At 60.4% G+C, this 19309-nt stretch carries 17 protein-coding genes; all 17 read left to right on the top strand.

The annotated features are described in order from the left end of the window. Positions 1-2 precede the first annotated feature (2 nt). The 17 genes from tssE (at position 3) to KW837_RS10270 (ending at position 19305) form a co-directional block, all read left to right on the top strand. Positions 3-410: a type VI secretion system baseplate subunit TssE gene (gene tssE, locus KW837_RS10350; protein WP_007894554.1), complete on the top strand. Its 408-nt coding sequence runs from the start codon at positions 3-5 to the stop codon at positions 408-410. Positions 411-420: 10 nt separating this feature from the next. Then, positions 421-924, top strand: a complete 504-nt coding sequence (locus KW837_RS10345; RefSeq protein WP_218395513.1) for a PAAR domain-containing protein — start codon at positions 421-423, stop codon at positions 922-924. A gap of 5 nt (positions 925-929) precedes the next feature. Further along, positions 930-1793, top strand: a complete 864-nt coding sequence (locus KW837_RS10340) for a hypothetical protein (RefSeq protein ID WP_218395511.1) — start codon at positions 930-932, stop codon at positions 1791-1793. Next, entirely contained in the window at positions 1794-2183 is a 390-nt protein-coding gene (locus KW837_RS10335) for a hypothetical protein (RefSeq protein ID WP_218395509.1), read from the top strand. 50 nt (positions 2184-2233) lie between these two features. Then, complete coding sequence (locus tag KW837_RS10330) at positions 2234-2686, top strand: hypothetical protein (RefSeq protein WP_371317123.1); 453 nt, start codon at positions 2234-2236, stop codon at positions 2684-2686. Positions 2687-2701: 15 nt separating this feature from the next. Beyond that, positions 2702-4489 (top strand): type VI secretion system baseplate subunit TssF, encoded by a 1788-nt coding sequence (tssF, locus tag KW837_RS10325; RefSeq protein WP_218395507.1) that lies wholly within the window; start codon positions 2702-2704, stop codon positions 4487-4489. Next, positions 4453-5460, top strand: a complete 1008-nt coding sequence (gene tssG, locus KW837_RS10320) for a type VI secretion system baseplate subunit TssG (RefSeq protein WP_218395505.1) — start codon at positions 4453-4455, stop codon at positions 5458-5460. Before tssF ends, tssG begins: the two co-directional genes overlap by 37 nt. Positions 5461-5473: 13 nt before the next feature. After that, complete coding sequence (gene tssH / locus KW837_RS10315) at positions 5474-8122, top strand: type VI secretion system ATPase TssH (protein WP_218395504.1); 2649 nt, start codon at positions 5474-5476, stop codon at positions 8120-8122. A 10-nt stretch (positions 8123-8132) separates the two neighbouring features. Next, positions 8133-9650, top strand: coding sequence for a sigma-54-dependent Fis family transcriptional regulator (locus KW837_RS10310; protein WP_218395502.1), 1518 nt, complete (start codon positions 8133-8135; stop codon positions 9648-9650). Between the two features lie 273 nt (positions 9651-9923). Next, a complete protein-coding gene (locus KW837_RS10305; protein ID WP_007894589.1) occupies positions 9924-10064 on the top strand; it encodes a hypothetical protein in 141 nt (46 codons plus the stop codon). 17 nt (positions 10065-10081) lie between these two features. After that, positions 10082-11278, top strand: a complete 1197-nt coding sequence (gene tagH / locus KW837_RS10300; protein WP_218395501.1) for a type VI secretion system-associated FHA domain protein TagH — start codon at positions 10082-10084, stop codon at positions 11276-11278. 5 nt (positions 11279-11283) lie between these two features. Further along, the gene (gene tssJ, locus KW837_RS10295) at positions 11284-11784 is read left to right on the top strand and encodes a type VI secretion system lipoprotein TssJ (RefSeq protein ID WP_008007643.1); all 501 of its coding nucleotides are present in this window, start codon (positions 11284-11286) and stop codon (positions 11782-11784) included. A gap of 2 nt (positions 11785-11786) precedes the next feature. Beyond that, positions 11787-13118 (top strand): type VI secretion system baseplate subunit TssK, encoded by a 1332-nt coding sequence (gene tssK, locus KW837_RS10290; RefSeq protein ID WP_008007641.1) that lies wholly within the window; start codon positions 11787-11789, stop codon positions 13116-13118. A 5-nt stretch (positions 13119-13123) separates the two neighbouring features. Beyond that, positions 13124-13999: a type IVB secretion system protein IcmH/DotU gene (icmH, locus tag KW837_RS10285; RefSeq protein ID WP_218395499.1), complete on the top strand. Its 876-nt coding sequence runs from the start codon at positions 13124-13126 to the stop codon at positions 13997-13999. A 13-nt stretch (positions 14000-14012) separates the two neighbouring features. Beyond that, the gene (gene tssM / locus KW837_RS10280; protein ID WP_218395497.1) at positions 14013-17549 is read left to right on the top strand and encodes a type VI secretion system membrane subunit TssM; all 3537 of its coding nucleotides are present in this window, start codon (positions 14013-14015) and stop codon (positions 17547-17549) included. Beyond that, positions 17549-18277, top strand: a complete 729-nt coding sequence (locus KW837_RS10275) for a PP2C family serine/threonine-protein phosphatase (protein WP_218395496.1) — start codon at positions 17549-17551, stop codon at positions 18275-18277. Before tssM ends, KW837_RS10275 begins: the two co-directional genes overlap by 1 nt. Beyond that, on the top strand, positions 18274-19305 hold the full coding sequence (locus KW837_RS10270; RefSeq protein ID WP_218395494.1) for a serine/threonine-protein kinase: 1032 nt from the start codon (positions 18274-18276) through the stop codon (positions 19303-19305). Before KW837_RS10275 ends, KW837_RS10270 begins: the two co-directional genes overlap by 4 nt. Positions 19306-19309: the final 4 nt, after the last annotated feature.

The following is a 19309-nucleotide window of genomic DNA, read 5'->3' as shown; positions in this document are numbered from 1 at the left end:
TCATGACTGGATACGGCAGCCTTTTCGAACGCCTGGGTGGCGACGCAGACAAGCGCGTCGGCTGGAGCCGCGAGGTCTCCGCCATGGCGTCCGTGGCTGCCCATCTGGCCAAGATGCTCAGCACCCGTGCGGGCAGCGTGCAAACGCTGTCCGATTACGGGCTACCCGATCTCAATGACATGCGCCTGAGCCTGCACGACTCCCTGAGTCAGGCCCGTTTGGCCATCGAAAATTTCATCGAAGCCTACGAGCCACGCCTAAGCAATGTGCGTGTCATCTCCCTGCCGCGTGACAACGATCAGCTTCGCCTGTCCTTCAGCATCGAAGGCCTGCTGGAAGTTGATGGTTTCAAGCGCCAGGTCAGTTTCGCCGCGCGCCTGGATGGCAGCGGTCAAGTAAAGGTCAATTAAGGAGACTCCGATGTCCGGCAAACCCGCAGCACGCGTATCCGACCCCACCGCTTGCCCGCTCCCCGGTCACGGCACCAACCCGATCGCCGCCGGTTCCGGCGACGTGTTCTTCGACGGCCTCGCGGCCGCCCGCCAAGGCGATGCCTCGGCGTGTGGTGGTGCGATGGTTGGCGATCTTGCGACGACTGTTTTGATTAACGGTAAACCAGCGGCGACCGCGGGCTCAGTGGGTGCTCATGGCAACAAAGTTACGGCTGGGTCCGGGACGGTGATTATCGGGAACTCGCATTCGCCGGCGCCGTTTGTACCGCCGTTGCCTGTGATTATTCCCGGAATATTCAATCGTGTTTTTGAATTTAAAACTTCCGATGGGAAAGCGGTGAGCGGATTGAACTACACCATTCGTTCCCAGAGTGGGATAGAAAAAATCGGCTCAACATCGTCAGGTATATCAGGTTCCTTTTCGACCGGAAAAGTAGCTGAGCCTGTCACGATTTTGATTTCGGCGGAATAAAAAACGTGGAGACTATTGTTGTTGTAGACGGTGTTTCCTACACCTTTTTGACCTCTGAAGGCAGTACGGCTCTAAAGGTTGAAGCAGAAACAACCGAGAGTAAAGATGTAAAGCCAAAGTCGGTGCCGCTTCCAAGTATCTGGCTAATTACTCGTACAAACGGTACGCCGTTGTTTGGGTTGAAGCCTGATTCCGAGGATAAAAGTTTTCGAATCATGACTGCGGAAAAACTATACGCGGAAAAGTATCAATGGTTTGAGTCGCTGGCAGATAATTATAGAAAGCTTATTTGGTTGAATGAGGAGTCCACGCAAGCAGGTTCTGAAGCGTATGTCGCGTATAAGCATTTCGAATGGCAGGAGATTATTGATTACGCCAATGTTGACAGGCCATCAGTTGCTTATGCCAAGCAATCATATGCTGATTGGAAAGTGAGGTCTGCTGGCGGTGACGGCTACTTGATGGTGTTTATCAAAGATAAGCCTTATTGGACTGATGGGATAGGGCAAATTCCTTTCGCTGTAGACACGTATCGACTTTATCTAGAGCGGTATCAAGATATTGATACCGCAATCAAGGAAACGATCGTGACTGGTATCCAGTTTGGTGACGGTATGCCAATCGGGGCTAAAGTCGATGAAAAAAATGAATATGATAATTTCATTATTTTAAGAGCAGCGTTGTGGGCTTCCGAAAACTTTAAGCTTGTCGTAGAGCGTCACGTAGCGAGCCCTATTCGAAGTACCGAAAAAGAAATGAATCCTGTCAGCATTCCTTACGTGCCGACATCTAATGTCAGGCTGGAGAACCCAATTTTGCAGGGCGAACTGGATAAATATGGAATTTGGAATAAGCAGGTTGGCGAATAAATGAATAGTCGAATAGTCATAGGGTTCCTGATTCATTTTCTGGCATGTGCATTTTACATTGTCATGAATAATTATGCGGTGCCAATCTACAAAGAGATGGTGGGCGGGTTGACGTCTCGTGGTGTCGCTATCGGGATGGGGATGTATGTGATTTTTTACTTTTTTGTATTTTGTAATTTCATTATTGTTTTTGTTAAGAAGATGCCAGTCAAAATTGGTATGGCCGTGTTTATGGTCTCGGCTATTTTGTATTACATGCTTCCACAATACCCTGTTCGAGGTATGGCATATAGTGCGCTGTCGGGGAGTTTGACTTTTATTGCAATTGCCATGTCCAGTCTGCTGGTGAGGGTTTGGACAAAGTTTTTCCAAAAACGTGAATCGCTGTGAGCAAGGTAGTGATATAGGTACAAAAAAGCGTTTAATTAATGGAGCTTGATGTGAATTCCAATCCGACACCGATGAGTTGCGCCGTTTCTAATGGTGCCCAGGTCGCGAAAATAACTTTCGGGGCTGTTGCTTACTTGTTGGTGATCGTTTTGTATGTATTTGTTCATGATCTTGGAGTTTCTTTTTATAAAGAACGAATGGGCGGCTTCACGGCGAGGGGCGTTGCTATTGGGATAACTGCTGAGCTGATGTTTGGATTTTTTATATTCATCAATGTAGTTGTTTTCGTGCTGCCTAGAATGGCTTTGAAGTTTGCAACGATAGTGCTGATGGTCGCGATCGTACTTTTCTATTTTCTTCCTGAGAATCCAGTTCGTGCGATGGCATACAGCATGCTGACAGGAGGTATGAGTGTCATCGCGTTATTCACACGCTCACTAGTTCATCGACTGATTGTCCGACGCCGGCTTCGTGCTAGTGCGGTAACTTCACTAAATTCATGATCAGGCAACTACTCCATGTCCTTTAACCACTACTACCAAAGCGAACTCACCGCACTTCGCCAGTTAGGTCGTCGATTCGCCGAGCGTAGCCCGGCGTTGGCGCCTTTTCTCGGGCAAGCCGGGCGGGATCCGGATGTGGAGCGGTTGCTGGAGGGCTTTGCCTTTCTGACCGGCCGCCTGCGCCAGAAACTCGACGACGAGTTGCCAGAACTCAGCCATTCGCTGATGCAGTTGCTGTGGCCGAACTACATGCGGCCGCTGCCGGCGTTCAGCATTTTGCAGTTCGACCCGTTGAAGCGTTCCGGGCCTGCGTTGAGGGTCGAGCGTGATACGCCGGTCGAGAGCGTGCCGGTCGATGATGTGCGTTGCCGTTTTCGCACGTGCTACCCGACCGAGGTGTTGCCGCTGGATCTGGCTGCGCTGAATTACTCGGTGAAGGGTGACGGTTCGCTGTTGAGCCTGCGTCTGGAGATGAGCGCCGATGGTCACCTTGGCGAGCTGGAGCTGAGTCGTCTGCGCCTGCACTTTGCCGGTGAGCGCTACATCAGTCAGATGCTTTACCTGAGCCTGTTGCGCAATCTTGAAGGCATCGAGCTGATCCCGCTGGATGGAGACGGCAAGCCTATCAACGGTGTGAGTGGCCAGCCGATGGCGTTCAAGATGCCCGGCGACCGCGTGCAGCCGGTGGGTTTTGCCGAAGAAGAGGCATTGATCCCGTATCCGCTGAACACTTTCCGCGGCTATCGCTACCTGCAGGAATATTTCGCCTTCCAGGACAAATTTCTCTTCGTTGATATCAACGGTCTGGACCTGCTCAAGGCACTGCCGGAAGACACGCTCAAGCAAATGCGCGGCCTCGAATTGCGTTTCGATATTCGCAAGAGCGGCATCATGCGTATGCGTCCGACTCTGGACAACGTGAAGCTCTACTGCACGCCGATCGTTAACCTGTTCGAGCACGATGCTTTGCCCATTCGCCTCGATGGCAAACAGGACGAATACCTGCTGCTACCGGCCGAATACGACCTGCAAAACTGCGGCGTGTTCTCGGTGGAAACCGTCACTGGCTGGAAGCCCGGCGGCCTCGGTTATCAGGAATACGTGCCGTTCGAATCCTTCGAACACGACCCAAGTTTCGACGTGCCCACCAGCCGTCCGCATTACAGCATCCGCCAGCGTTCGTCCTTGCTGCACGACGGCCTCGACACCTACCTGAGCTTCGGCATCCGCCACACCGAAGCCCACGAAACCCTGTCGATCGAGCTGATGTGCACCAACCAGAACCTGCCGCGCAAGCTCAAGCTCGGCGACATCTGCATGGCCTGTGAAGAGACGCCGGAGTTTTTGAGCTTCCGCAACATCACCCCGGCCACGTCGAGTTTCGCGCCGCCGCTGAACCGTGACTTCCTCTGGAAGTTGATCAGCAACATGTCGCTCAACTATCTGTCGCTGGCCGACGTCAATGCGCTGAAGGTGATTCTCGAAACCTACGACCTGCCGCGCTACTACGACCAACACGCGGAAAAAGTCAGCAAGCGCCTGCTGGGCGGGCTCAAGTCGATCAAGCACCAACACGTCGACAGATTGCACCGAGGGTTGCCGGTACGCGGGTTGCGCACCGAGCTGACCATCGACCCGGAAGGGTATATCGGCGAGGGCGACCTGTTCGTATTCGCTTCGGTTCTTAACGAGTTTTTCGCGCTTTACGCCAGTCTCAATTCGTTCCACGAGCTGCGGGTAAAAAGCACACAGGGAGAGGTGTACCAATGGACACCACGTATGGGCCTGCAGCCCCTGCTTTAAGCGGGCTGACCCGGGTAATACGCGAGTACTCGCTGTTTCAGGCTGTGCTGCTGGTGATTGACCGGCTGCGCGATGCACACCCGCACCTGAGCGAAGACGACCTGTACGACCAGCTGGAATTCCAGGCCAACCCGAGCCTGGGTTTCCCTGGCAGCGACGTCGATCGCGTGGAGTTTTTCAAAGAGCATGGGCAGATGCGTGCGCGCCTGCGTTTCAACCTGATTGGCCTGGTCGGTTCCGGCTCGCCGCTCCCGGCGTTCTACGGCGAACAGGCCCTGGGTGATAGCGAAGACGGCAACCCGACCCGCAACTTCCTCGACCTGTTCCACCATCGCCTGCAACGGCTGATGCTGCCGATCTGGAAAAAATACCGCTACCGCGCAAGCTTCCAGAGCGGCGCCCTCGACCCGTTTTCGTCGCAGCTGTTTGCGTTGATCGGCCTCGGCGGTGAAGAGATCCGCAGGGCCCAGGAGCTGAACTGGAAACGCCTGCTGCCGTACCTCGGCCTGCTCAGTTTGCGGGCGCACTCGGCGGCGCTGATCGAAGCGGTGCTGCGCTACTACTTCAAGCACGCCGAACTGACCATCGAGCAGTGCATCGAGCGCCGCGTTGAAATCCTCGACGAGCAACGCAATCGCCTGGGCCGGGCCAACAGCATGCTTGGCGAAGACCTGGTGCTGGGCGAACACGTGCGCGATCGCAGCGGCAAATTCCGCATTCATATCCGCGAACTCGACTGGCAACGCTTCCACGAATTCCTGCCGATCGGTTTCGGCTACCAGCCGCTGTGCGCGCTGGTGCGGTTCACCCTGCGTGACCCGCTCGATTACGACATTCGCCTGGTGCTGCGCCAGGAAGAAATCCGCGAACTGCGCATCGGTGAGCAGAACGCCTGTCGCCTGGGGTGGACCAGTTGGCTCGGCCGCGAAAAAGCGGACGGCGTGGTGACCCTGGGCAGCAAAATTCATTAAGGACAGATGACACATGATCAACGTAGACCTGCAACAACTTATCCAGGCGCTGGACGCCGAAACCCGTCGTGACCTGGAAAGTTCTGCCGAACGCTGCGTCGCCCGTGGCGGCAGCAAGATCCTCGTCGAAGACCTGCTGCTGGGCTTGCTGGAGCGCCCGCAGGGCCTGCTCGCACGGGCGTTGCAGGATGCCGAAGTGGACGCCGGCGAACTGAGCGCCGCGTTGCAATCGCGGGTCGAGCACAGCGCCTCGCGCAACCCGGTATTCGCCCCGGAACTGGTGCAGTGGCTGCAAGACGCCTTGCTGGTGGCCAACCTCGAGTTGGGCCAGAGCCAGGTCGAACAAGCCGCGTTGATCCTCGCCCTGCTGCGCAACCCGATGCGCTACGCCGGCAGCCGTTATCAGTCGTTGCTGGCCAAGCTGAACATCGAGCGTTTGAAAGAATTCGCCCTGTCGCAGAAAGAGCAACCGGCCACCGGTAAGCCCGCTGTGCCCGGCGAATCGCTGCTGCAGCGCTTCACCCATAACCTGACCCAACAGGCCCGCGACGGCAAACTCGATCCGGTGCTGTGCCGCGATGGCGCGATCCGGCAGATGGTCGACATCCTCGCTCGTCGGCGCAAGAACAACCCGATCGTAGTCGGTGAAGCCGGCGTCGGTAAAACCGCGATCGTCGAAGGCCTGGCCTCGCGCATTGCAGCCGGTGAAGTGCCGCAGGTACTTAAAGGCGTTGAGTTGTTGTCGCTGGACATGGGCCTGTTGCAGGCCGGTGCCAGCGTCAAAGGTGAATTCGAACGTCGCCTCAAAGGCGTGATCGACGAAGTCAAAGCCTCGCCGAAACCGATCATCCTGTTCATCGACGAAGCCCACACCCTGATCGGCGCGGGCGGCAACGCCGGCGGTTCCGACGCAGCGAACCTGCTCAAACCAGCCCTGGCCCGTGGCGAGTTGCGCACCATCGCCGCCACCACCTGGGCGGAGTACAAGAAGTACTTCGAAAAAGATCCGGCCCTGGCCCGTCGTTTCCAGCCGGTGCAACTGCACGAACCGACCGTCAGCGAAGCGGTGACCATCCTGCGTGGCCTGGCTCAGGTTTATGAGAAGAGCCACGGCATCTACCTGCGCGATGACGCGGTGGTTGCAGCGGCCGAATTGTCTGCCCGTTACCTGGCGGGTCGTCAGCTGCCGGACAAAGCCGTCGACGTACTCGACACCGCGTGCGCCCGCGTGCGCATCAGCCTCGCCGCCGCCCCGGAAAGCCTGGAGCGACTGCGTGGTGAGCTGGCCGAAGGTGGCCGTCAACGTCAGGCCCTGCGCCGTGACGCTGAAGCTGGTTTGCTGATCGATCACGAAGCGCTGGACGCTTTGGAAGATCGCCTGGCCGATGCTGAAGACGAAAGGGTCGCTCTCGAAACGCTATGGACCGAGCAGAAAGCGCTGGCCGAGCGCCTGCTGGAGCTGCGTCAGCAACTGGCCAAGGCCCGTGAGGCCGCCGCCGTCGAACCGACCATCACGGTTGAAGAAGACGCCGAAGGCACCGTGATCGAAACCCTGCCAATAGACGAAGCACAAAGCGTCGTGTCCCTGGAAACTGCGCTGAACGAAACCCACCGCGCCCTGACCGAGGCCCAGGTCAAAGAACGTCTGGTGAGTTTCGAAGTCTGCCCGCGTCTGGTGGCCGAAGTGATTAGCGCCTGGACCGGCGTGCCATTGGCGCAACTGGCCCGCGAGCACAACGCCAAGGTCGCGAGCTTCGCCACCGACCTGCGCACGCGCATTCGGGGTCAGGAACAGGCGGTTCATGCCCTCGACCGTTCGATGCGCGCCACTGCCGCTGGCCTCAACAAGCCTGATGCCCCGGTCGGCGTGTTCCTGCTGGTCGGCCCAAGCGGCGTCGGCAAGACCGAAACCGCGCTGGCCCTGGCCGATTTGCTGTACGGCGGCGACCGCTTCATCACCACTATCAACATGTCCGAGTTCCAGGAGAAGCACACCGTGTCGCGCCTGATCGGTGCGCCGCCGGGCTACGTCGGTTACGGCGAGGGCGGCATGCTCACCGAAGCCGTGCGCCAGAAACCGTACTCGGTGGTGCTGCTCGATGAAGTCGAAAAAGCCGACCCGGACGTGCTCAACCTGTTCTACCAAATCTTCGACAAAGGCGTGGCCAACGATGGGGAAGGGCGCGAGATCGACTTCCGCAACACGCTGATCCTGATGACCTCGAACCTGGGCAGCGACCGCATCAGCGAACTCTGCGAAAACGGTGCGCGGCCCACCGCCGAAGTCCTCGAAGAAACCATTCGCCCGGTGCTCAGCAAACACTTCAAACCGGCGTTGCTGGCGCGGATGCGCGTGGTGCCTTACTACCCGGTGGGCGGCCCGGTGCTGCGCGAACTGATCGAAATCAAACTCGGCCGTTTGGGCGAGCGCCTGAACCGTCGTCAGCTCGACTTCACTTACTCCCAGGACCTCGTCGATCACCTGGCCGAGCGCTGCACCCAGAGCGACAGTGGCGCGCGCCTGATCGACCATTTGCTCGACCTGCACGTGCTGCCGCTGGTGGCCGACCGCTTGCTCGATGCGATGGCCACGGGCGAAAGCCTCAAGCGTGTCCACGCGACGCTCGACGGCGACGCCAGCGTGACGTGCGAGTTCGCCTGAGGTGGGTGTGATGTTCACTCAAGTGCCGCAACCACTGGTCTACGCCGAAGCCTTGCTGGCGCAGTTCGCCAGCCTGTCGCGGGCGGCGGACGGCATTGCGCTGCTGGGTGACTTCGTGCGCGGGTTGGCCGAACTCAGCGGTTGCGAGTTGACGCAGCTGTACCTGCTGGACGCTACCCATACCTGCCTGGGGATGAATGCCGAGTGCTTGAACGGCGTCCTGCAACCCCGAGAAGCGGCGAGCCTGCCGGCGGATTACAACGGTGAACAACTGCTGCAATTCGCCCTGTGCCAGAACCGCGTGGTGTGCCTCGGCGAACTGAGCGGCAGCCTGCACGAAACCAGTTTCCTGCCGCCCCAGGCCACGCCTTGGCAGTCGTTGTTGTGCGTGCCGTTGGTCAATCAGCAAAAGGCTGTCGAAGGTTTGTTGCTGTGTGCCAGTCGCCGGCAGATCGACCTGCAAGGCTTTGCTGATTCCCTCGGTCAACTGGGCTCGTTCGTGCTCGGCCAATTGCACTTGCTGCAACGTTTGCGTCGGCCGGCTGGCGATACACGACCGGCGTCGGTCAGCGTCCCGAGCGTCAGCGGTTATGGCTTGATCGGCAAGAGCGCGGCGATGCGCCAGACGTATTCGCTGATCAGCAAAGTTTTGCACAGCCCGTATACCGTGCTGTTGCGCGGCGAAACCGGCACCGGCAAGGAAGTGGTCGCGCGGGCGATTCACGACTGCGGTCCGCGACGTTCCCAGGCATTCATCGTGCAGAACTGCGCGGCGTTCCCCGAGAACCTGCTGGAAAGCGAGCTGTTCGGCTACCGCAAAGGCGCCTTCACCGGTGCCGACCGTGACCGTGCCGGACTGTTCGACGCGGCCAATGGCGGCACCTTGTTGCTCGATGAAATCGGCGACATGCCGCTGTCCCTGCAAGCCAAGTTGTTGCGCGTATTGCAGGAAGGCGAGATCCGCCCGCTGGGTTCCAACGACACCCACAAGATCGACGTGCGCATCATCGCTGCGACTCACCGGGATTTGGCGGTGCTGGTCAGCGAAGGCAAATTCCGCGAGGACTTGTACTACCGCCTCGCGCAATTCCCGATCGAATTGCCGGCCCTGCGTCAGCGCGAAGGCGACATCCTCGACCTGGCCCGGCACTTCGCCGACAAGGCTTGCGCGTTTCTGCAACGCGATGCCGTGCGTTGGTCCGACGCGGCGCTGGATCACCTGTCTGGCTATGCCTTCCCCGGCAACGTTCGCGAACTCAAAGGTTTGGTCGAACGCGCTGTATTGCTGTGCGAAGGCGGCGAGTTGCTGGCCGAGCATTTCTCCCTGCGCATGGGAGCCATGCCGGAAGACAACAGCCTGAACCTGCGCGAACGCCTGGAGCAGGTCGAACGCAGTTTGCTGCTCGATTGCCTGCGCAAAAACGACGGCAACCAGACCCTCGCCGCCCGCGAACTCGGATTGCCACGCCGCACGCTGCTTTATCGCCTTGGGCGCCTGAATATCAATTTGGGTGATTTCGATGGCTGACCCCATTTTTTTTGAGCGGCGAAATTCTGTGGCGAGGGAGCTTGCTCCCGCTCGACTGCGCAGCAGTCGCAGTTCAGCCAACACGGCCTGCCTGAATAAACGGGACAGCTGGTTTTGGGGCTGCTCCGCAGCCCAGCGGGAGCAAGCTCCCTCGCCACAACGGCAGCGCTCAGGCCCCATGGCTAGAGCGCTCGAACCTGCCTCATTTGCTTCAAACAGCGCCGCCCGAACGGGTCGGCGCTTTGTGCTTTGTCTACCCATGGAGACCCTCTGATGCCTGTTCGTCACTGGCAAGCCGTCCTGCTGACCCTCGTCGTTCTATGCGGCCTTGGCGGCTGTAGCGGCAATTACAAATACAACGACAACACCTATCGCCCATTGGGTGATCCGCAGGCGGTCAATCGCGGCAAGTGACCGCAAGGAGTATCACCATGGAACTGGTTTTCGAAATGCTGAACACCAAGCAGTTCGTGCCCACGGATTTGTGCCAGAAGACCTTCAAGCAGGCCGGTGGCGTGATCGGCCGGGGCGAGGATTGCGACTGGATCATCCCCGACCGCAAGCGTCACCTGTCCAACCACCACGCGTTGATCAGCTACCGCGAAGGCACGTTTTTCCTGACCGATACCAGCAGCAACGGTATTCAGGACAGCGAAAGCGGCGCGCGCCTGCGAAAAGGCGAGCCGATGCGCATCGAGCACGGCAGTGTGTACGTGCTGGGTGACTTCGAGATCCGCGCGCGACTGGTGCGCGACCCGGCGACCTTCGACGTTGAAGCCGGCCGTCCGCAGGCCGCGGGCAGCATCATTCCGGACGATGCGTTCCTCGACCTCGACCCGCTCAATGCCCTCGACCAGCAAGAGCGCGTGTACTCGGAAATCGACGAACTGATCTCTCCGAGCACCACGATCGAAGACACCCGTCAACGCGCCGACTACGCGCGCATCGACATGGAAAGCCTGATGGTCCCGGAGCTGATCGCCGCCCCGGCAGAACCTGCGCCAGCGCCGCCGCCCAAAGCGGTCGAGCGTCAGAGCGAAGGCTTCTGGGAACACTTCGGTGCGGCGTTGGGCGTGGACCTCAAAGGCCTCGACCACGACGCCCGCGAAGCCCTGGCCCTGAACGCAGCGCGCCTGCTCAAGCAGAGCGTCGGCGGTTTGCAGCAGAGCCTGCGCACCCGCAGCGAACTGAAAAACGAACTGCGCCTGGCTCAAACCACCGTGCAAGGCACTAACAAGAACCCGCTGAAATTTGCCGTCGATGCCGGTGAAGCGCTGGGCATTCTGTTGCAGGGCAACAAGCCGGGTCAGTTGCCGGCCGAGCAAGCGATCTCCCGTGCGTTCCGTGATTTGCAGGCGCATCAGGTGGCGTTGCTGACCGCCAGTCGCGCCGCCGTTCGCGGCACCCTGGAGCACTTCTCGCCGCAACAACTGACCTTGCGCTTCGAGCGCGACAGCAAGCCGTTGCTCGCCACCTCCGGCAGCCGCTGGAGAGCCTACGGGCGTTATCACCAGGCTCTGCGTCTGGACGATGACTGGAGCGAACGCCTGTTTGCCCGCGACTTTGCCCAAGCCTACGAAGAACAGATCCGCCTGATTTCTACCCTTCACACCGACCACCAAGGATGATGCGCATGTCTCGCTGCTCGACCGCTTTTTTCAAGACGCTGACGGCGCTCATTGCCCTCGTGCTGTTGGCCGGATGCTCGTCGTTGTCGCCGTACTCCAAAGTGACCAAAGTCAACCTGAAGCTCACCGGCAGCGATCAGCTGAACCCGGACCTCAACGGGCGTCCGTCGCCGATTGTCGTGCGTCTGTTCGAGCTCAAGCACCCGGTGACGTTCGAGAACGCCGACTTCTTCAGCCTGTACGAACGCGCCAAGGAATCCCTGGTCCCGGACCTGGTGGCCAGCGAAGAACTCGAGCTGCGTCCGGGTGAAACCGTCGAGCTCAAACTCAGCGTGGAGGAGGGCAGCCGTTATGTCGGCGTGCTCGCGGCCTACCGCGACCTGCCGGAAACCAAGTGGCGCTACACCGTGCAAATCACCCCGCTGGAAGTCACCGTGGCTGACCTGACCCTCGATCAGGCCGGCATCCGCAATACCCATGAAACGCTCGCCAAGGCGGATGACTGATCATGAATGCGCATAAAGTCATTTGGCAGGAAGGCATGCTGCTGCGTCCGCAGCACTTCCAGCACAACGATCGTTACTACGACCACCAGATGAAGACCCGCACCCAGTTGCTGGGCAGCTACATCTGGGGCTTCCTGAACCTGGAAATCGACTTGCAGTTTCTCAACATGGGCAAACTGGTGATCAGCCAGGCCTCGGGGATTCTGCCGGACGGCAGCCTGTTCGAACTCGGCGGCAACACCGAGCCGTTGGCCCTGGACGTACCGCCGAACACTGGCAACACGCCAATCTATCTGGCGCTGCCACTGGTCACCGGCAACCACATCGAATCTCGCCGCCCGGAGCAGTCCGACGTGCTGGCGCGCTACACCGCGTACGACGCGGAAGTCGCCGACTCCAATGCCGGCGACGACTCCGCCAGCCAGGTCAGCTGCGGTCGTCCGGACTTCAAACTGTTGCTCGGCGAGCAGCAGAGCGACCAGGCCTACGTGAAGCTGAAAATCTGCGAAGTGCTCGACACCACGCCCGACGGCGTGATCAGCCTCGACCCCGACTTCGTGCCGACCTACATTCAGGCGCACTCGTCCAGCTACTTGCTGTCGTGCCTCAAAGAAGTCATCAGCATGCTCGGCCACCGGGGCGACACGATTGCCGAGCGGATCAGCTCCAACGGCAAGGTCGGTGGCGCGGAAATCGGCGACTTCATGATGTTGCAACTGATCAACCGCACCGAAATGCTGCTGCGCCATTACCTGGGCCTGGAACAGGTTCACCCGGAAGAGTTGTACCGCACACTGCTGACCATGCTCGGCGATCTGGCGACGTTTTCCAGCGAGAGCAAGCGCCCGCGTCTGGACAGCCGTTACCAGCACAGCGACCAGGGCGCGAGTTTCCGCAAACTGATGGAAGCGATTCGTCAGGTGCTGTCGATGGTGCTTGAACAGCACGCCATCGAGCTGGTGCTGCAAGCGCGTCAGTACGGGATCATCGTGTCGCCCTTGCACGACCACAAACTACTGGGCTCGGCCTCGTTCGTGCTCGCGGCCAGTGCCAACTGCGACTCCGAAGAACTGCGCCATCGCTTGCCGGCGCACCTCAAGGTCGGCCCGGTGGAGCGCATCCGCCAACTGGTCAACCTGCACCTGCCGGGCATCAAGGTCAAACCGTTGCCGGTGGCCCCACGGCAGATCGCGTTCCACTCCAACAAAACCTATTTCATCCTCGAACTCAGTTCCGAAGACCTGGCGCAACTCGAGCGCTCCGGCGGCTTCGCGTTCCACGTGTCCGGCGAATTCGCCGAGCTTGAACTGAAATTCTGGGCCATCAGGAACTGACCGACATGATCAAGGACATGGAATACAACCAGGACGACAAAACCGTCCTGCTCGACCGCCAGGGGCACGGCCCGGCGTCGAGTCCGCTGACTGACTTCGCCGCACCGCCGCGTTTCGAACAGCTGGAAGAACGGATGATCTACGCCGCGCGCCTGCGCCCGGCCGAAGCGTTCAACATCAGCCTCAATTCGCTGGTGGCCGCGGCGTCCGACCTGCTGTCGGAAGTGGTGCGACTCAAGCACAGCGACACCCGCGAAGACCTGTACGCGCTCAACGAGCGACTGACCGCCGGCCTGAAGCTGTTTGAAGTGCGTGCGCTGCATAACGGCGCTGAAAGCAGCCAGGTGATGGCCGCCCGTTACGTGCTCTGCACCGTGGTCGACGAAGCCGTCGTCACCACGCCGTGGGGCAACGAAAGCGAGTGGTCGCAGATGAGCCTGCTCAGCAGCTTCCACAACGAAACCTTCGGTGGCGAGAAGTTCTTCCAGCTGCTGGATCGCCTGTCGAAAAATCCGGTCAAGCACCTGCCGATGCTGGAGCTGATGTACCTGTGCCTGTCCCTCGGTTTCGAAGGCAAGTACCGGGTGCAGGCTCGCGGCATGCTCGAGCTCGAAGGCATCCGCGACGCCTTGTATCGGCAGATTCGGCAACTGCGCGGCGACGTGCCGCGTGAGCTGTCGCCGCATTGGGAAGGCTTGAACGATCAGCGCCGCAGCCTGGTGCGCATCGTGCCGGCGTGGATGGTGGTGCTGTTCACCGTGGTCTGCCTGGTGGTGATGTATTCGGGCTTCGCCTGGGTGCTGGGCGAGCAACGCGAAACCGTTTTGCAACCTTATCAGCAGCTGGATCCGGCTGCGGTTCAGCCGCAGTCGAAGCCGTAAACAGGGACGTGTGATGAAAAAGTTTTTCAAGAAAGTCGGCGCATTCCTGCGCCAGACCTGGGTCTGGACCCTGCTGCTGGTGCTGTTTATCGCGCTGCTGGTGTGGTTCGTCGGGCCGTTGCTGGCGGTCAATGACTACAAGTTCTGGGAAGGTTCGACCTCCCGCCTGCTGACCATCAGTGTGCTGTTCCTGATCTGGGGGCTGACCATGGTCTTCGTCAGCTGGCGCGCCGGTGTGCGCAAAAAGGCTGTGGAAGAAACCGAAGATGGCCAGGACCGTATCCGCCGTGAAGAGCTGATCGACGAAGAGCAGAAAGAGCTTCGCGTACGCTTCAAGGATGCGTTGAAAACCCTGAAGACCTCGAGCCTCTATCGCGGTCGCAGTGAACGCTGGCGCAGCGATTTGCCGTGGTACTTGCTGATCGGCCCGCAGGGCAGCGGCAAGACCAGCCTGCTGGACTTCTCGGGGCTTGAGTTTCCGATCAACAAGATCGACCGCAAACTCACCCGCGACACCCTCGGCACCCGGCATTGCGACTGGTACTTCGCCGACCACGGCGTGCTGATCGACACCGCCGGGCGTTACCTGACCCAGCCGGATGCGGAAGTCGATGGCAGCGCATGGAGCACCTTGCTCGACCTGCTGCGCAAGCGTCGCCGCAACCGTCCATTGAACGGTGTGCTGGTGACCATCCCGGTGGAAACCCTGCTGGGCGGCAGCGAGCAAGACCTCGACACCCTGGCCCGCCAGGTGCGTGCGCGTCTGCAAGACGTGCATCAGAAACTGCACGTCGACGTGCCGATTTATCTGGTGCTGAGCAAGGCCGACCGCCTGCTCGGTTTCGACGAGTTCTTCGATCAACTGACCCGCGAAGAAAGCGATCAGGTACTCGGCACCAGCTTCCGCAAAGAGCAGAGCGGCACCGACGTGGCTGTGCTGCGCGCCGAGTTCGAAGAGCTGCTGCGTCGCCTGAACAGCCAGGTGATCATGCGCATGCACCAGGAACGCGACACCCAGCGCCGTGGCCGCATCCTCGACTTCCCGCATCAACTGGGGCAAATCGGCGAGCGCTTGTGCCTGTTCGTCGACATGGCGTTCACCGGCAACCGCTACCAGCGTGTCAGCCAGTTGCGCGGTTTCTACCTGATCAGCGCACCGCACCTGACCGAACAGATGGATCAGACCACCGCCGGCATCGGCGCCAATCTGGGGATGAACACCGGTGTGCTGCCGACTCTGCGCAGCGGCCGTTCGCGGTTCATTCACCATTTGCTCAGCCGGGTGATTTTCCCCGAGGCCGATCTGGCCGGTCTGGACAAGCGCGAACGCAGCCGCATCCATTGGGGCCAACGTGCGTTGTACGTGGGCGCACTGGCGGCGCTGGCGCTGTTCGGCATGTTGTGGGCCGGTGGTTTCTCGGCCAACTACGAGCGTCTGGAAAACCTGCGTTCACTGGCGCAAACCTGGAATCAGCAACGCTCGGTCCTGACCGCCCGTGATGATTCGATGGCGGTGCTCAAGACCCTCGACACCCGCTATGCGGCGACCCAGGTCTTCCCGAACAAAGGTGACGTGTCGTACCACGAGCGCGGCGGCCTGTACCAAGGCGAAGACGCCAATCCGGTGGTCAGGAGCGCCTACGAGCGTGAGCTTGAAGCGCAATTGCTGCCACGGGTTGCGAGCCTGCTGGAAGGGCAGATTCGCGCCAACATGAAGGACCGCGAACGCCTGCTCAACAGCCTGCGTGCGTACCTGATGCTGAACATGAAGGATCGCCGCGATGCTGCGTGGCTCAAGGATTGGGTGGCTACTGACTGGTCCTTGCGCTACGCCGGCAACACCGCAGTGCAGAACGGCTTGAACACCCACTTCGAGCGTTTGCTCAAGCAGCCGTTTATCTATCCGCTGAATGAGCAACTGGTGGCGCAGGCGCGTCAGGTGCTGCGCAGCGAGTCGCTGGCCAACGTGGTTTACCGGATGCTGCGCGAGCAGGCTCGCAATCTGCCGGAATACCGCTTCAGCCAACACTTGGGCCCACAGGGTGCGCTGTTTGTCGGCACCGATTACGTGATTCCGGGGTTCTACACCCAACAGGGTTATCAGCAGTATTTCTCGGTCCAGGGCACGGCGCTGGTCACCGACATCCTGCGTGACAACTGGGTGCTGGGCGAAGGCTCGGGCATCAGCGGCATGGACTTGCGTCGCCTGATGGTCGAGCTGGAGCAGCTGTATTTCCGCGACTACGCCAACTTCTGGAGCGAAGCGGTCGGTCAGGTGGCATTGCCACCGATCAACGACGCCGGTGAAGGGGCCGAGCAACTGGCGGGCCTGACGTCGGCCAACTCGCCGGTGCTGCAACTGCTGGTGGAAGTGCGCGAGAACACCCGTTTCCCGGTGATCGCAGACAGCGCCGATGAAGCCGCCGAGGCGGCTGAAAAATTGGGCGAGAAGGGCGGCAAGCTCGGCAAGCTCGCTGCGGCCGCTGCGGACAAAGCGTCGGACATGACCGCTCATATGGCAAAGCAGCTGCCCGACACCGCGAAGAAATCCCTGCAACGTCGCTTCGAACCGCTGCACCGTTTGCTGGACGACAACAACGGCCCGGCCGCTGACCTGACCCCGGCACTGACAGCACTCAACGACCTGCAACTGCAACTGTCGAGCCTGGCCCGTGCCAGCGCGCCGGAACAAGCTGCGTTCGAAATGGCCAAGACCCGCATGAGCGGCCAGCGTGACGCGCTGAGCAACTTGCGCAATGCCTCGAACCGTCTGCCGCGGCCTGTCAGCGTGTGGTTCAACGTGCTGGCCGAAGACACCTGGCGTCTGGTGCTCAACGATTCCTACCAGTACCTGAACCAGCGTTATCAGAGCGAGCTCTACAGCTTCTACGGCAAGGCGATCAACAAGCGTTACCCGTTCAGCGCCCACAGCACCAGCGATGTCGCGATCAGCGACTTCCGCGAGTTCTTCAAGGCCCAGGGCATCGCCGATCGCTTCTTCGACAACTACATGCGTCCGTTCGTGAGTGGCGACCCAGGCAACTATCGCCTGCGCAGCATTGACGGTCACAGCATGCCGATCTCCAAGGTCTACCTCGACCAGATGGCCGCGGCACAAGTGATCCGCCAGAGCTTCTTCGCCAGCAACCCGGCCGAGCCGCAAGTGCAGTTCAAACTGGAGCCGTACACCCTCGACCCGGCCGTCAGCCGTTCCGAGTTCAAGTTTGGCGACAAGACCATTGAATACCGCCACGGCCCGATCGTGCCGGTGTCCTTCAAATGGCCGACCGACGCTGAAGACGGTCGCACCAGCCTGGTCCTCGACAAAATGGCCGGCCGCCCGATCGGCATCGAGAAGAACTCCGGCCCATGGTCGCTGTTCCGTTTGTTCGATCTGATGCAGACCGAGTACCTGACCGGTCGCGACGTGCTGGTGCTCAAGGCTGACGTGGGTGGCCTGCGCGCCAACTACCTGCTGTCGAGCCAGCGCACACCGAACCCGTTCGACATGGGCGTGCTGCGTACTTTCCGTATGCCGGTGCAGCTCTGATGCTGGTTGCCAGTCCCTGGCGCAGCGCTGCGCGTACCGATCCGGGCAAGGTTCGGGCGCGCAACGAAGATGCTTTTCTCGACTGTCCACAGCAGGGGCTGTGGGTGGTCGCGGACGGCATGGGCGGTCATCAGGGCGGCGATATCGCTAGCCAGTTGATCGTCGCCAGCCTGGCGGAATTGCCGGTGCAGGAGGACTTCGACGAACGACTCAAAGGTATTCGCCAGTGCCTGCACTGGCTCAACCGCCGCTTGGGTCAGGAGTTGACCGTCACTGCCGGGCGTCACGACAGCATCATGGGCAGCACCGTGGTGGCGCTGCTGGTGGAAGGCAATCGCGCGGCCTGCATCTGGGCCGGCGACAGCCGCTGCTACCTGTGGCGCGGCCAGCGTTTGTATCAGCTGTCCAAGGACCATTCGCTGCAACAGCAACTGATCGACGAGCAGAACATGAGCGTCGAGCAAGCCAAGGCTCACCCGGCCGCCCACGCCCTGACCCGTGCGGTCGGAGCTGCCGAGCAGCTGACCCTGGACGTGCTCGAACTCGAGGTCTATCCCGGCGATGCGTTTTTGCTGTGCAGCGACGGTTTGTATCAAGGGCTGAGCAGCGATGCCCTGGGCAATGCCCTGAGCCTGACCGCGCCGCACGTTGCGCTGGAACGTCTGTTCGACAGCGCGCTGCGTGGCTCGGCCCGGGACAATCTGACTGCCGTGGTGATCCGCCAATGACTGAATTCATGCCGCCGATCGACGACCTGCTGGTGACCGAGGAAGAAGCCAACAACCTGACTTACTTCGCCTTCGCCACGCCTCTAAACGGAAAGCCTCTAAACGGAAAGCCGCATCAGGCCGAGCCTGCGCTGGCGCCGACCCGGGCGAGTATCGGTGAACTGCCGGACGTGCTGGCGGGACGTTACCGCCTCGAGCGCCTGCTCGGTGCCGGTGGCATGGGCGCGGTTTACCGTGCACGGGACTTGCTGAGCGAACAGTTCGGCGATCCCGATCCTTACATCGCGCTGAAAATCCTCAGCGAAGAATTTGCCGAATCGCCGGACGCCAGCGCCTTGCTCTACAGCGAGTTCGCCCTGACCCGACGACTGCGCCACAACAACGTGCTGCGACCGCACACCTTTGAAGTGGACACCGACTGCCAGCGCGCCTTCATCACCATGGAACTCATGCGTGGGCTGACCCTGGACAAATTACTCTGCGAGCGGCCCCTGGGCCTGCCGTGGATAGAACTGCGTGACATCGCGCTGCCGCTGCTCGACGCGCTGGCCTACGCCCACGCTCGCGGCGTGCTGCATGGTGACATGAAGCCGAGCAACGTGATGCTCAGCGAAGAGGGCGTGCGCCTGTTCGACTTCGGCCTCGGCCAGGCGCAAGAGGGCATCTTGCCCGGCCTGCCACACCTGAGCCGCAGCCGCTTCAACGCCTGGACCCCCGGCTACGCCGCCCCCGAACTGCTCGAAGGCCAACCGCTGTCGGCCAGCGCGGACGTGTACGGCGTGGCCTGCGTGATCTATGAACTGGCGGGCGGCAAACACCCGTTCCGCCGCTTGCCCTCGACCCAGGCCCGCGACGAACACCTGGAGCGCGAGCTGCAGGCTCCGCGGAACCTACCGAAACACTGCTGGCCAGCGCTGCGCACCGCGCTGAGTTTCAACGCGGCAGAACGCAGCATCACTGCCACCCAATTGCGTGACGCCTTGGGCGCCACTTCGTCCTGGCTACAACGTCTGCGACTTCGGGCGTAACGGA

The sequence above is a fragment of the Pseudomonas sp. PDM24 genome (genome assembly GCF_019218905.1).
In the GTDB taxonomy this organism is placed as follows: Bacteria; Pseudomonadota; Gammaproteobacteria; order Pseudomonadales; family Pseudomonadaceae; genus Aquipseudomonas.
The sequence above is the reverse complement of the archived record's forward strand: the minus strand, read 5'-3'. Positions and strand labels throughout refer to the sequence as shown.

Bases quoted from the DNA above. Each gene is read 5' to 3' on its own strand.
- tssE (WP_007894554.1), top strand. From the start codon at position 3: ATGACTGGATACGGCAGCCTTTTCGAACGCCTGGGTGGCGACGCAGAC.
- KW837_RS10345 (WP_218395513.1), top strand. From the start codon at position 421: ATGTCCGGCAAACCCGCAGCACGCGTATCCGACCCCACCGCTTGCCCG.
- KW837_RS10335 (WP_218395509.1), top strand. From the start codon at position 1,794: ATGAATAGTCGAATAGTCATAGGGTTCCTGATTCATTTTCTGGCATGT.
- tssF (WP_218395507.1), top strand. From the start codon at position 2,702: ATGTCCTTTAACCACTACTACCAAAGCGAACTCACCGCACTTCGCCAG.
- tssG (WP_218395505.1), top strand. From the start codon at position 4,453: ATGGACACCACGTATGGGCCTGCAGCCCCTGCTTTAAGCGGGCTGACC.
- tssH (WP_218395504.1), top strand. From the start codon at position 5,474: ATGATCAACGTAGACCTGCAACAACTTATCCAGGCGCTGGACGCCGAA.
- KW837_RS10310 (WP_218395502.1), top strand. From the start codon at position 8,133: ATGTTCACTCAAGTGCCGCAACCACTGGTCTACGCCGAAGCCTTGCTG.
- KW837_RS10305 (WP_007894589.1), top strand. From the start codon at position 9,924: ATGCCTGTTCGTCACTGGCAAGCCGTCCTGCTGACCCTCGTCGTTCTA.
- tagH (WP_218395501.1), top strand. From the start codon at position 10,082: ATGGAACTGGTTTTCGAAATGCTGAACACCAAGCAGTTCGTGCCCACG.
- tssJ (WP_008007643.1), top strand. From the start codon at position 11,284: ATGTCTCGCTGCTCGACCGCTTTTTTCAAGACGCTGACGGCGCTCATT.
- tssK (WP_008007641.1), top strand. From the start codon at position 11,787: ATGAATGCGCATAAAGTCATTTGGCAGGAAGGCATGCTGCTGCGTCCG.
- icmH (WP_218395499.1), top strand. From the start codon at position 13,124: ATGATCAAGGACATGGAATACAACCAGGACGACAAAACCGTCCTGCTC.
- tssM (WP_218395497.1), top strand. From the start codon at position 14,013: ATGAAAAAGTTTTTCAAGAAAGTCGGCGCATTCCTGCGCCAGACCTGG.
- KW837_RS10275 (WP_218395496.1), top strand. From the start codon at position 17,549: ATGCTGGTTGCCAGTCCCTGGCGCAGCGCTGCGCGTACCGATCCGGGC.
- KW837_RS10270 (WP_218395494.1), top strand. From the start codon at position 18,274: ATGACTGAATTCATGCCGCCGATCGACGACCTGCTGGTGACCGAGGAA.